The following is an 11,838-nucleotide window of genomic DNA, read 5'->3' as shown; positions in this document are numbered from 1 at the left end:
GCGCTTTGCGGGAAAACACCTATTCTAACCGATGCGGTCTAGCTGATGCTGCGATACGGCACCGCACATGGGCACATGGCCCGTTGCTGCACCTCGTCGGACGCTCAGCTGCCGCTGACGTCCGAGCCATCCTTGATGGATTTGAGCAATTGATCAGGCGTCACATAGCCGCCGAGCACGCGGCCGTCCGGGCCGTAGATGGTCGGCGTACCGTCCAGGCCCAGCTTCAAACCCAGCTCGAACTGGTCCTTGACCGGATTGGTGCAGGTAGCCGGCTTGGGCGCCGCACCGCCAATGGCGGCCGTAAAGGCGGCCTTGCGATCGGCTGCGCACCAGACCGAGACCATTTCGGTATACGTCGGCGTCGGTCGCCCGGCCGTGGTAGTCACACCCTCACGCGGCCACGCCAGGTATTCCACGGCGATGCCGGCCTTGTTGAAGTCGGCGATATGCTCGTGCAGGGCGCGGCAGAAGCCGCAGTTGACGTCGGTGAACACGCTGATGGTGACCTTCGGATGCGCTGGCGCGAACACGATGCGCTGCGAGGCGGGCACCTTGGCAATCTGCGCCTTGCGGAACTTCGCCCACGCCATCTTGCTGGTGTTCTGCTTGCTGCCCAGATCGACCAGCTCGCCGTTGAGCATGTACTTGCCGTCGGCGCTCACGTAGAGCATCTGCCCCGACACGATGACCATGTAGAAGCCCGGCATCGGCGCAACGTCGATCTCGTCGATGTCCGCCTTGGACGAAATCTTGGCGATCGACTCGCGCACCATTTTTTCGGCCGCAGGCGTTACGCCCGGACCCAGGGTGGCGCTGGTGGCGGCCGTAGCGACCGGTGCGGCAGGCGTATCCGCCGCCGTTGCTCCAAAAGAACAGGCGGCCACACCGGCGGCCAACAGCCATTGCTTCAACATCCAGAACCTCGTCATTCAGTGCGGACGCCCGATAGCGGCGTCGATCGTGCATTCTCGCACAGGCGACTGAATGCGCCTGAGCTGAAGGAAGACGGTGGCCAGACGTCGCTTGACCTTGACCGTGCCGACGAGGGAAATTGCGGTATCGCTAGCCCCATGTTTCGAACGTCCAGGCGGAATCACTTGATCATTTGCATTCCCAATGTCTTGACCGACGAGGAACTCGGCGCGCTGCGCAGGGAGCTCGGCGCCGCTTCGTTTGTTGACGGCGCCAGCACCGCCGGCTGGTCGGCGCGCGAGGTAAAGAAGAACCTGCAGGTCACCCACGACACCCAAAGCCAGGCGAAGCTGCAGAAAATCGTCTACGACGGCTTTCTTCGCAATGCCATGCTGCAGGCCGCGGTGCTGCCATCGGCCGTCACGCCGGCGCTGTTCAATCGTTACGATCTCGGCATGGAATACGGGCCGCACGTGGATGCGCCGGTGATGGGCGGCATGGGCAACGCGGTGCGCAGCGACGTGGCGATCACCCTCTTTTTGTCGGACCCAAAAACCTACGCGGGCGGCGAACTGATCGTGGATGCCAACGGCATGGAGTGCGCGTTCAAGCTCGAAGCGGGCGCCGCGATCGCGTACCCGGCCAATTCCCTGCATCGCGTTGCCGCGGTGACCCAGGGCGCACGCTATGCCGCGGTGATCTGGGTGCAGAGTCAGGTCCGCGACGCCAGCCAGCGCGAGCTGCTGTGGGACCTGCAAAACGCCAAGCGCAACATCTTCGGGCGCGAGGGCAAAAGCGCGACGTTCGACGCCATCAGCAAGTCGCATGCAAACCTCATGCGCATGTGGGCCGACGTCTAGGTCTCTCTGCTCAACTGATCAACCGCGCGGATGGTGCTGCGCATGCAGCCGTTTCAACCCCTCTTTCGCCACCAGGGTGTAGATCTGCGTGGTGCTGAGCGAGCTGTGCCCCAGCAGCATCTGCAGCGCGCGCAGGTCGGCGCCGTGATTAAGCAGGTGCGTGGCGAACGAATGCCGCAGCACGTGCGGTGAAATGCGCTTGGCGTTGATACCAACCTGCAGCGCGTAGCGTTTCACCAGCGTCCAGAACATCTGCCGCGTCATGCCTTCGCCCCGGCGGCTGAGAAACAGCGCCGGCGGCTGCCGGCCCCTGGCCAGCTCCGGCCGCGCGCTGCTGAGATAGCTGTTGATGTACTCCAGCGCCACCTCGCCCACCGGCACCAGCCGATCCTTGCCGCCTTTGCCGGTGACGCGCAGCACGCCCTGGCGCGTGTTGAGCGCCGCCAGCGGCAACTCGACCAGCTCGGACACGCGCAGGCCCGACGCATACATCAGCTCCAGCATCGCGCGGTCGCGCTGGCCGAGCACGGTGGTGACATCCGGCGCGTTGAGCAGGCCGACGATCTCGCGCTCGGCCAGTGCCTTGGGCAGGCTGCGCGGCATGCGCGGCCGCTCGATCAGCAGGGTCGGGTCGGCAAAGCCCGGCTCGTTGCGCGCCAGAAACGCGTAATAGCGGCGAAACGCCGACTGCCGCCGCGCGATCGAGCGAATCGCCACGGGCTGCGCGCTGCCCGACGCCCGCCCGTGAAAACCGGAAATATCTTCGCGCTGTGCGGTGCGCAGCGTGCGCTGACGCGTGGCCAGCCATGCCGCCAGCGCTTCCAGATCGCGCCGATACGCTTCCAGCGTGCGATCGGCCAGGCCGTCCTCCGACCACACGCGCTCGAGAAACGCGGCGATGCTGTGCCGATCGGCTTCGGCGATACTGGACACGTTTTCTTCCTTCTTCATGCGCACGATGCTGGCCATTGCGCGCGCACTACGCAAGCGACAAGCCGCCGATGCCGACCACGCTGCACACCACCGATATCCCCTGCCCGCTGTGGCGGCGCCTGCTGGCGCTGGTCTACGACGTGCTGATCGTGGTGGCGATCGTGATGGTGGTGGGCCTGCTGTGCCAGCTCGCAACCGGCGGCCAGCTGATCCGCACCGGCGCAACGACTTCGGTGCCGGTCTGGTATCAGGCCTTGCAGGGAGCCGTCGTGGCGGCGTACTTCATCAGCGCATGGCGACGCGGCGGCCAGACCGTCGGCATGCGGCCATGGCGCATGCGCCTGACCAATACGGCGGGCACCACGCCCTCGCTACAGCAATCCGTCATTCGTCTGCTGGTCGCCGCCGCGCCGCTGCTCCTGCTGCTGCTGGAACCCGTCCTGGGATTGCCGCACACGCTGTGGGCCGTGCTGCTCGCGTGGGCGGTATGGTTTGCGCTAGCGTTGTCCAACCCTCGGCGGCGGGCGCTGCACGATCTGGCCGCCGGCACCGAGATTCGCCTGCTCGGCTGAAGCCTCCCGCTCCATCCACGCAGGATCCCCTTCGACCATGTCCAGCTCGCCCGCCCACGCCCGCACCGACGCCGAGCTGATCCGCGCCAACCGCGGATTTTACGAAACGCTGTGGGCCGACGCGCAGCTGATCGATCCCGATCGCTTCAACACCTGGCCGCTGCTCAGCGAGCTGGCATCCAGCGCGCCGCATCGGCTGGAAGTGGCGCCAGGCCTGCGCCCGCGCATGCCGCTTGATGGCACCTGCTTTGTCGACCTGAGCCATGCCGCCCTGCATCGCCTGCACCAGCGCGGCGCCGACGCCGTGCACGGCATGATCGGCGCGCTGCCGTACAGCGATGCGCGGTTCGAGCTGATCTGCGCGCTGGATATTCTTGAGCATGTCGACGACGACAACGCAGCGCTGGCCGAGCTGGCGCGCGTGGCCAGGCCCGGCGCCACTCTGCTGCTTTCCGTGCCGCTGCATCCTGACGCATGGACCGCTTTCGACGATTTCGTCGGCCACTGCCGCCGGTACGAGCCGGAACAGATCATCACGCGACTGGCCCAGCACGGCTTCACCATCGAGCACAGTGCCGTCTACGGCATGCAACCCAAATCCTCGCGCCTGCTCGACGTCGGGCTTTGGTTTCTCACCCATCAGCGCAAGCGCGCCATGTGGTGGTACAACCGCGTGTTCATGCCGCTGGGCGTGCGTTTTCAAAAGCCGCTGGCATGGCGCGAAGGCATGGGCGACACGCAGGGCGTGGACGAACTGCTGCTGCGCTGCCGCTACCTGTAAGACCAGTGCACAAGCCAATGCGCGGAATCTTTTCCAAGTAATTGATTGAAAAAGCGCTGTCGCGCAGTGGTCGGCAAATACCGCATCGCAGCAGACCGCCGAAATCCGCGCTAAGATGGGAGAATTCCTTCTAGCCAGCCGGTCTCTTCGATGCTCTATCAACTCCATGAATGGCAGCGTGCGTTTCTCGGTCCCTTGAGCTACTTCGCGCAGGCCAACGCGCGCATGCTCAACGACAACAGCAGCCCGCTCGGCAAGCTCAGCGGCGCGCAGCGCATCGCGGCCGGCTACGAGTTGATGCACCGTCTGGGCAAGGAATACGAGAAACCCGAATTCGGCATCACCATTGCCATGGCGCACGATCACGAAATCGCGGTGATTGAACGCGTGGCGCTGGACAAGCCGTTCTGCCAGCTGAAACGCTTCAAGCGCTTCAGCGACGATCCGGCCACCATCGAAAAAATGAAGCACGATCCGATCGTGCTGGTAGTGGCGCCGCTGTCCGGCCATCACGCCACCCTGCTGCGCGATACAGTGCGCACCCTGCTGCACGATCACAAGGTCTACATCACCGACTGGGTCGACGCGCGCATGGTGCCGCTCGAATTGGGCGCCTTCAGCCTCGATGACTACGTCGCTTATATCGAGGAATTCATCCGCCACATCGGCTCCGATAACGTCCACGTCATCTCCGTCTGTCAGCCGACGGTGCCCGTGCTTGCCGCCATTTCGCTGATGGCCGCCCGCGGCGAGAAAACCCCGCGCAGCATGACCATGATGGGCGGCCCGATCGACCCGCGCCTCAGCCCCACCAGCGTCAACAACCTGGCTACAACGCAGCCGCTGTCGTGGTTCGAAAGCAACGTCATCCACACGGTGCCGGCCAACTACCCCGGCCACGGCCGCGAGGTGTATCCGGGTTTTCTGCAGCACGCCGGATTCATCGCGATGAACCCGAACCGGCACCTGAACTCGCACTGGGATTTCTACCAGGACCTGCTGCGCGGCGACATGGAAGACGCCGAGTCGCACCGCAAGTTCTACGACGAATACAACGCCGTGCTCGACATGCCGGCCGAGTTCTATCTCGACACCATAGAAAAAGTTTTCCAGGAATTCCTGCTGCCGCGCGGGTTGTGGGACGTTGCCGGCGAGCGCGTCACGCCTTCGGCGATCAAGACCACCGCTTTGCTGACCATCGAAGGCGAGCTGGACGATATCTCCGGCCTCGGCCAAACCGAAGCCGCGCACGAACTGTGCAGCGGCGTGCCTGCCAAGCGCCGCTCGCACAAGGTGATCGAAGGCGCCGGCCACTACGGCATTTTCAGCGGCCGCCGCTGGCGCGAGACGGTATATCCGCAGGTGCGGGATTTTATTCGGAAGTTTGACAAGGTGGCGGTGGTCGGGAAGAAGGCGCCTGCGGCGGGCTGATTTGGTGCACATGCGGTGGCGCATTTTTTCGACCTATGCCACGCGGTCATGATCAACGAGTTCCCCGCCGGACATGCTCATATCCGTTCACGACCAAACGGCCTCACCACCAAACTTCGATCAATCATCAAACTTCGATCAATCATCGAACTCCGTTCACCCTGAGCGTAGCGGAGCGGAGTCGAAGGGCCAGCGTGCGCAACGCTTTCAACCTTCCGCTGTTCGCCATCTATATTCGGAATAAAAAGCTCAAGAGCTTTCACGCTCCTTCGGAGCGCGAGGTACTTCTCTTTTGCTTGTCCAAAAGAGAAGTACCCAAGAGAAAACGACACCCCACTTGGCGCTTGCCGGGCTGCGCCCGCCAAGTCCGTGAGCCGTGGCCGGGCTTTTCGACAGGGCTCCTGCCCTGACGAAAAGGAATCGACATCCATGTCGATTCCCCTGACGGGCCTGTCGACCACGCCCTACCGCCGCACAGGGGGTTGGAAAAGCAAAGAAGGTTCCCGTAATTTCACTATGCCGTACAACACTGAAGTTACTCGACGGCCAAGCCGTCCGCCTTGAACGAGTTGTTAGGAGCCTTGGCCGAAAAGCTGAGTCCGAACCGATTGCCACTCGGCCCAGCAATTCTCGGCAACGATGTCCGGATAGCCTCGTGCCTTCTCCCCCGCGGCGGCCACGCTATAAGGCAGAACAATGCAAGTGGCTTGGTCCCGGATTGCGAGGACTTGGGCCTCGGTGAGCGGCGCGCCCATTGTTTGCTCTGCCTTGTAGAGCAATGCCACCAGGGGCGGATTGAACATAAGGCACATAGGGTCATCCTGATCGTTGCTCACGCAGACTCCTAACGCTGGAGTTAAGCGGCGGCGAAGCCGTCCGCCTTGAACGAGTGGTTAGCCCTCGCTCTAAACAACACGATTCATATCCACGGGATAACCAGCCGTACGGAGTTCCTTAGCAAGAGCAACGCGCCAAGCCCCGTGTTGGTCCAGCGGCACGTAAACAACGCCGCTTATGTCGTTAGGAATCTCAACGTCGCCCTTCACTAGAGCAGACACGTTGTGGCGACCAAGCTTGCCGATGAGATATCCGTGCTCGAACACTACGTTCTGCCGCGCGCGCGGCCGTTGAGGCTCTTTTGCAAAGCCACCGATATCGCAGGGGGTGTAAAGAACAACCGCGAAACCTACGTTCGTATGAGCTTCAATCTTCTCAATAATTGTCTGTCCGGAACTCGCTTGTTCGTGAAGAATTATGGCCTCAAAGCCAAGCTTCTCAACGAAACGGGCAACCTCTGTTTTTGCCGATTCCTCACGACCATGGACAATGAATACTTTAGATAAGTCGCGGTTAGCAGACGTTTTTGATAGGGCTTTAGGAGGAACAGTCGTCTTCGCCTCATCGAAGACTTTGACAGTGATGTCCTTCGCATGTCTCTCATAAGAAATTACGCTTGTTGGCGAAACGAACATGATTATGCCAGCCGGCATATTGTCGTTTTCGTACTTCGACAATGTTTGAGAGCTCTTCTCCGTCTCCTTAATGGCGATACGTCGAACTTCGTTGTACTGAAGGAAATATCCGTCAAATTGGAATCCCTCCTTCCGAAGGAAGGGATAGACGATGCGCTCCATGACGTCGTTTAAATCGGACTTGTCGAGTTCAAAATACTCCTTATTCACACCCTGCTTGCCGACCTTCTCAGTTGTTTCGACGATTACGTGATAGAACATGATATTCCTAAGTGGCTAACGCTGGAGTTACGCCGCGGCGCAGCCGTCCGCCTCGAACGATTTGTTAGTTCTAACGCACAATCTTGCGTGCCATTGCGCGAAAGCGAGCATTGTAGGCTTGAAAGTACGTCCAACCCTTATTCCTTGCTTCTTGCCCAAATAAACGGTCCGCGGGCGCAGCTAGTAGATCCCCAACTGTGTAGCCTTGCCTGAGTTTTCCGTCTTCTGGAATGTTTAGATGAATCTTTGCCGATTTTATGAAGTCTTCTCGGCACTTGCTTGAGTTATGCGCAACACGATTCCGAAGCTTGATCGAGTGCTGAATTGGGTCAATGTTTGGTTGAAGCACTGTGGCGTAAGGTGCACCTAACGCAAAGTAATTTTTTGAGATGGATATGACCCATTTAGGCTCTCCAAATTTCGCATAGTTGCGGGAAGGATCGAAGTTCGGATCACCTGAAATGATTTGATAAGCATGAGAGATATCCGTTGCCTTTCCCATGCGAAGCTCTGGGCAAAAGTCATTGTCTGCTTTGGCTCCCGCTAAGTAGCGCACGAAGGATTGTTCTAAAAATTCCTCCCATGCAGACACGAGGCCGAGGAAAGCAAGTTCTACAACCCGTCGCGCCTGTTCTGCGTGCAGCCGTGGACAAGTTGAATTGGGATTTACTCCCGAAAGACCTGAGATGGTCTTCACCAAATCACTTGCAGATGAAGATGCTGCAAGAAATGTGTCCCTGACATGTGCAGCTTTTGGCGGACGGCCTGGCATATTTTCCCCTTGGAGCTAACACCTAATAGACCTCGGATTGAGGCATATGCAATAGATGTTCAGGCTGCGCGTGTTTTGCGTCAAGCGATAAGAAAATCAGCGAGACAAAGCTTTTTACATTGACTCAAACGGTCAGCCTGCTGAGCGCAGGATGCGCGCCGCTTTTAATAGGGCCCCTGTGCGGCGGTGAGGTGGGGTCGACAGGCCGCGCAGCGGGGATCGACAGGATGTCGATTCCTTTTCGTCAGGACAGGAGTCCTGTCGAAAAGCCCGGCCCCAGCTTACGGACTTGCCGGGCAGGGATGCCCGGCAAGCGCCAAGCGGGGTGTCGTTTTCTCTTGGGTACTTCTCTTTTACTCCGGGCTGAAAGCCCCTCGCCCTTCGGGTCAGCTTCGCTGTTCACGCACGCTAACGCGTGCGTGTGGACAAGCAAAAGAGAAGTACCTCGCGCTCCGAAGGAGTGCGAAAGCTCTGCACTTCAATCCATCAAGACCCGCGAAGATTCACGGCAGAAACTAGCGAAAAATGCAGCGCGAACTAACCGCGAGCAAAAAACGAGCGGAACGCCTCGACCACCCTCTCCACCCCCTCATCATCCACATCCAGATGCGTCACCAGCCGCAGCGTCGGCAGATAGCCGATGCTGATGCGAATACCGGCGGCTTTCATATGGACGTCCAAATCGCGCAAGCGCTCGGCGGGCACGTCGACGTAGACCATGTTGGTGAACTGCCCCAGCAAGTTGACGCCGGCAATCTCGCGCAGGCGGCCGGCCAGATAGGCGGCGCGGCGATGGTCGTCGGCCAGCCGCGCGACATGGTGATCGAGCGCGAAGATGCACGCCGCGGCGAGCAGGCCGGCCTGGCGCCAGCCGCCGCCGGCGACTTTGCGCCAGCGCCGCGCCTTGTCGATCAGCGCCTTCGAGCCGACCAGCACGGAGCCGACCGGCGCGCCCAATCCCTTCGACAGGCAGACCGAGACGCTATCGAAGTGCTGCGCGATGTCGCGCGCCGGGAGGTTGCCGGCAACCGCGGCGTTGAACAGGCGTGCGCCATCGAGATGCAGGCCGAGCCCGCGTTCGCGGGTGAGGTCGCGTGCGGCCTTGAGATAGTCCTGCGGCAGCACGCGGCCCCACCAGGTGTTTTCCAGTGCCAGCACCTTGGTGCGGGGGAAATGGGGATCGATCGGCTTGATCGCCGCGATGACCTTGTCGAGCGGCAGCGTGCCGTCGGCGTCCTGTGGAATCGGCTGCGGCTGGATGGAGCCGAGCACGGCCGCACCGCCGCCTTCCCAGCGAAAGGTATGGGCGTCGGCGCCGACCAGATATTCATCGCCACGCTCGCAGTGCGCCATCAGCGCCAGCAGGTTGGACTGGGTGCCGGTAGGCACGAAGAGTCCGGCCTCGAAACCGAGATCGTCGGCCAGCCGCTGCTGCAGCGCGTTGACGGTGGGATCTTCGCCGTAGACGTCGTCACCGACATCGGCCAGCAGCATCGTTTCGCGCATGGCCTGGGTCGGCTGGGTGACCGTATCACTGCGTAAATCGACAACTCGCATGGCGGACTCTCGCGGCTTGAAGAAGAATAAAAAGTGGAAGGCGGGCGAACTCAGCCGCTGCGGCGGAAGTACAGCCAACCTGCAGTGGCAAGTATGAGAATCGGCAACAGGTTCGCCAGCAGCGGCGGCATGCCGTAAACGGTACCGAAGTTCACCATCGCCTTCTGCAGGAAGTACCAGCCGATCGCCAGCAGCATGCCGATGAACATGCGCTTGCCCAGACCGCCGGAGCGCAGTGCACCGAAGGCGAACGGCATCGCGCACAGCACCAGCACAAGCACGCTGAGCGGATAAAGCGCACGTCCCCAGAACGCCACCGCATACACGCCGGGCGATTCGCCGTTGGCGGCGCGGTAGCGGATATTGCGCTGCAGGTCGCGCATGGAAAGGTACTGCGGCAGGATGATCGACTGCGCCAGGACCTGCGGATTGAGCCCGGTAGCCCATGGCTGCGTGGCCAGTGTGGTGGTGTGGACACCGGTTGCATCCAGCGTGCTGTCGCGCACGTCCTTGAGCAGCCAGCGCTTGCCGTTGTGCTCGGCTGCCTTGGCCCATTCGAACCGGGTAAGCTGACCGTCCGGCGTCATCGTGAAAATGCGCACGTCGGCCAGCTCGACGCTGCTGATGCCTCCGCGGTTGGTCAGCATGCTGCCACGCGCGTTGATGAAATTGTTGCCGTCGCGCGCCCAGGTGCCGCTGCTGGTGGTGCCGACGTTGGCATTTTTCATGCGCAGCTGCATCGACTGCGCCTTCTGATCGCCCCAGGGGCCGATCGTTTCGCCCATGATGACCACGCCAATGATCAGCAGCGTGACCACGCCGACCGCCGAGATGGCGATGCGCAGGCGCGACATGCCCGCCGCACGCAGCGCGGTGAGCTCGCCCGTAGAGGCCAGACCCCCAAGCCCGAGCAGGCCGCCGATCAGCGCTGCGTTGGGGAACATCTCGTACAGCCGGCGTGGGAACGTCACCAGAACGTAGACGATCGCGTTGTTCAACGTGTAGCCGTTCTTGCCCACGCTGCCGAGCTGGCGCAAAAACTGGGTCACGGCATCGAAGCCGGCAAGCACCAGCCAGACCATCAGCACCGACCCGAGGACGCTGAGCATCACCAGTCGGTCGACGCGCTTGATACTTAGCACACTCATGCCGGGCTACTCATGCGCGCTGGCTCAGACGCAGCTTGCGCGGTGCGTACTGCTTCCACAGCAGCCAGCCGGCGATGCCGCAAACCAGCAGGTGCAGTGCCCACATGGGCACTTGGCTGTGCCAGTGCCCTTTCGCAATCTGACCACGGCACAGCGCCAGCACCACGTAATAAAGATAGAAAGTGACGATGGCCAGAAACAGACGGCCATAGCGCGGTTCGCGCGGGCTCTGGCGCGACAATGGCAGTGCCAGCAGTAGAAGCACCAAGGTCAGGGGTGGCGAATTGACGCGCCAGGCCAGCTCGGCGCGCGCGTCGGGATCGCGCGATCGCAGCAGGCTCAACGTATCCATCGAGTGGCTGGGATCATTGTCGCCATCGTCAGACTGCACGCTGGAAAGCGAGGTGTCGTTGCGCTCGTACTGCATCTTGCGCCAGTTGTCCGCGCCCAGCGGGATGTCGTACTGCCAGCCGGTGCGGAAGGTGATGAAGCGGTCCGAGCCGTTGCTTTCCTGATACAGCTCGCCGTGGTCGGCGCTGACCACCTTCAGATGCAACGCGCCGCCCGCCGCATCGCGCTGCGTTTCGACGAAGGCATGGCCAAGCTTGCTGCCGTCTCGGCTCAACGAATCGACAAAGATGATGCCGCCCTTGCCCGGCAGGTCGGTGAAGCGGCCCGCATCAAGGCCTGCCGCAATCACCGAACGATTGGCCACCGCCACCATGTTGTCACTGGTGCTGACAGCCCATGGTCCCACCCACAGCGAAACGGCGGCCGTGATGGCAACCAGCACCGCGCTGAGAATCAGCACCGGCTTGAGCAACCCGCGCGGGCCCATGCCGGAGGACGCAAGCACGTGCATCTCGCTTTCGCGGTACATGCGGCCAAGCCCCATCAGCACGCCAAGAAAGCTCGCCAGCGGCACCATGTTGGTCAGGCCGTCGAGCGTCTGCAACCCCAGCACCTGGAACATCACGCTGGCCGGAAAACTGCCGTTGGCGACCTGCTGCAGCACCTTGGCAAACGCGCTGCCCGCCACCACAACCAGCAGCACCACGACCGTGGCAGCCACGGTTTGCGCCAGCTCACGCAGGAAATAGCGGTCGAGAATGCTCAGCATGAGATAAACTTAAGTG

General features: G+C 61.6%; 12 protein-coding genes. 4 read left to right on the top strand and 8 right to left on the bottom strand.

Annotation, left to right across the window (positions count from 1 at the left end; translation table 11 throughout):
- Nucleotides 1–104 precede the first annotated feature (104 nt).
- Complete coding sequence (locus ACDK93_RS04675) at nucleotides 105–917, bottom strand: DsbC family protein (protein ID WP_458071430.1); 813 nt, start codon at nucleotides 915–917, stop codon at nucleotides 105–107.
- Nucleotides 918–1,100: 183 nt separating this feature from the next.
- Between ACDK93_RS04675 and ACDK93_RS04670 the strand changes: the two genes are divergently transcribed.
- The gene (locus ACDK93_RS04670; protein WP_458071429.1) at nucleotides 1,101–1,775 is read left to right on the top strand and encodes a Fe2+-dependent dioxygenase; all 675 of its coding nucleotides are present in this window, start codon (nucleotides 1,101–1,103) and stop codon (nucleotides 1,773–1,775) included.
- Nucleotides 1,776–1,793: 18 nt separating this feature from the next.
- On the opposite strand, the gene xerD is transcribed toward ACDK93_RS04670, so the two are convergent.
- Nucleotides 1,794–2,726, bottom strand: a complete 933-nt coding sequence (gene xerD, locus ACDK93_RS04665; RefSeq protein ID WP_458071428.1) for a site-specific tyrosine recombinase XerD — start codon at nucleotides 2,724–2,726, stop codon at nucleotides 1,794–1,796.
- Between the two features lie 50 nt (nucleotides 2,727–2,776).
- Between xerD and ACDK93_RS04660 the strand changes: the two genes are divergently transcribed.
- The 3 genes from ACDK93_RS04660 to ACDK93_RS04650 all read left to right on the top strand — a co-directional run bounded on the left by ACDK93_RS04660 (nucleotide 2,777) and on the right by ACDK93_RS04650 (nucleotide 5,492).
- A complete protein-coding gene (locus ACDK93_RS04660; RefSeq protein ID WP_458072342.1) occupies nucleotides 2,777–3,280 on the top strand; it encodes an RDD family protein in 504 nt (167 codons plus the stop codon).
- A gap of 37 nt (nucleotides 3,281–3,317) precedes the next feature.
- Entirely contained in the window at nucleotides 3,318–4,061 is a 744-nt protein-coding gene (locus tag ACDK93_RS04655; RefSeq protein WP_458071427.1) for a class I SAM-dependent methyltransferase, read from the top strand.
- A 150-nt stretch (nucleotides 4,062–4,211) separates the two neighbouring features.
- Nucleotides 4,212–5,492, top strand: coding sequence for a polyhydroxyalkanoate depolymerase (locus ACDK93_RS04650; RefSeq protein ID WP_458071426.1), 1,281 nt, complete (start codon nucleotides 4,212–4,214; stop codon nucleotides 5,490–5,492).
- Between the two features lie 572 nt (nucleotides 5,493–6,064).
- On the opposite strand, the gene ACDK93_RS04645 is transcribed toward ACDK93_RS04650, so the two are convergent.
- The 6 genes from ACDK93_RS04645 to lptF all read right to left on the bottom strand — a co-directional run bounded on the left by ACDK93_RS04645 (nucleotide 6,065) and on the right by lptF (nucleotide 11,822).
- Nucleotides 6,065–6,328 (bottom strand): hypothetical protein, encoded by a 264-nt coding sequence (locus ACDK93_RS04645; RefSeq protein WP_458071425.1) that lies wholly within the window; start codon nucleotides 6,326–6,328, stop codon nucleotides 6,065–6,067.
- A gap of 69 nt (nucleotides 6,329–6,397) precedes the next feature.
- A complete protein-coding gene (locus ACDK93_RS04640; RefSeq protein WP_458071424.1) occupies nucleotides 6,398–7,225 on the bottom strand; it encodes a TIR domain-containing protein in 828 nt (275 codons plus the stop codon).
- Nucleotides 7,226–7,295: 70 nt separating this feature from the next.
- Nucleotides 7,296–7,997 (bottom strand): hypothetical protein, encoded by a 702-nt coding sequence (locus tag ACDK93_RS04635; RefSeq protein ID WP_458071423.1) that lies wholly within the window; start codon nucleotides 7,995–7,997, stop codon nucleotides 7,296–7,298.
- Between the two features lie 537 nt (nucleotides 7,998–8,534).
- Nucleotides 8,535–9,554, bottom strand: a complete 1,020-nt coding sequence (gene ltaE, locus ACDK93_RS04630) for a low-specificity L-threonine aldolase (protein ID WP_458071422.1) — start codon at nucleotides 9,552–9,554, stop codon at nucleotides 8,535–8,537.
- A 50-nt stretch (nucleotides 9,555–9,604) separates the two neighbouring features.
- Nucleotides 9,605–10,702 (bottom strand): LPS export ABC transporter permease LptG, encoded by a 1,098-nt coding sequence (lptG, locus tag ACDK93_RS04625; protein ID WP_458071421.1) that lies wholly within the window; start codon nucleotides 10,700–10,702, stop codon nucleotides 9,605–9,607.
- Between the two features lie 10 nt (nucleotides 10,703–10,712).
- On the bottom strand, nucleotides 10,713–11,822 hold the full coding sequence (gene lptF / locus ACDK93_RS04620) for an LPS export ABC transporter permease LptF (RefSeq protein WP_458071420.1): 1,110 nt from the start codon (nucleotides 11,820–11,822) through the stop codon (nucleotides 10,713–10,715).
- Nucleotides 11,823–11,838: the final 16 nt, after the last annotated feature.

It is taken from the genome of Rhodanobacter sp. BL-MT-08, assembly GCF_054161255.1.
The sequence above is the reverse complement of the archived record's forward strand: the minus strand, read 5'-3'. Positions and strand labels throughout refer to the sequence as shown.

Bases quoted from the DNA above. Each gene is read 5' to 3' on its own strand.
- ACDK93_RS04675 (WP_458071430.1), bottom strand. From the start codon at position 917: ATGTTGAAGCAATGGCTGTTGGCCGCCGGTGTGGCCGCCTGTTCTTTT.
- xerD (WP_458071428.1), bottom strand. From the start codon at position 2,726: ATGAAGAAGGAAGAAAACGTGTCCAGTATCGCCGAAGCCGATCGGCAC.
- ACDK93_RS04660 (WP_458072342.1), top strand. From the start codon at position 2,777: ATGCCGACCACGCTGCACACCACCGATATCCCCTGCCCGCTGTGGCGG.
- ACDK93_RS04655 (WP_458071427.1), top strand. From the start codon at position 3,318: ATGTCCAGCTCGCCCGCCCACGCCCGCACCGACGCCGAGCTGATCCGC.
- ACDK93_RS04650 (WP_458071426.1), top strand. From the start codon at position 4,212: ATGCTCTATCAACTCCATGAATGGCAGCGTGCGTTTCTCGGTCCCTTG.
- ACDK93_RS04640 (WP_458071424.1), bottom strand. From the start codon at position 7,225: ATGTTCTATCACGTAATCGTCGAAACAACTGAGAAGGTCGGCAAGCAG.
- ACDK93_RS04635 (WP_458071423.1), bottom strand. From the start codon at position 7,997: ATGCCAGGCCGTCCGCCAAAAGCTGCACATGTCAGGGACACATTTCTT.
- ltaE (WP_458071422.1), bottom strand. From the start codon at position 9,554: ATGCGAGTTGTCGATTTACGCAGTGATACGGTCACCCAGCCGACCCAG.
- lptG (WP_458071421.1), bottom strand. From the start codon at position 10,702: ATGAGTGTGCTAAGTATCAAGCGCGTCGACCGACTGGTGATGCTCAGC.
- lptF (WP_458071420.1), bottom strand. From the start codon at position 11,822: ATGCTGAGCATTCTCGACCGCTATTTCCTGCGTGAGCTGGCGCAAACC.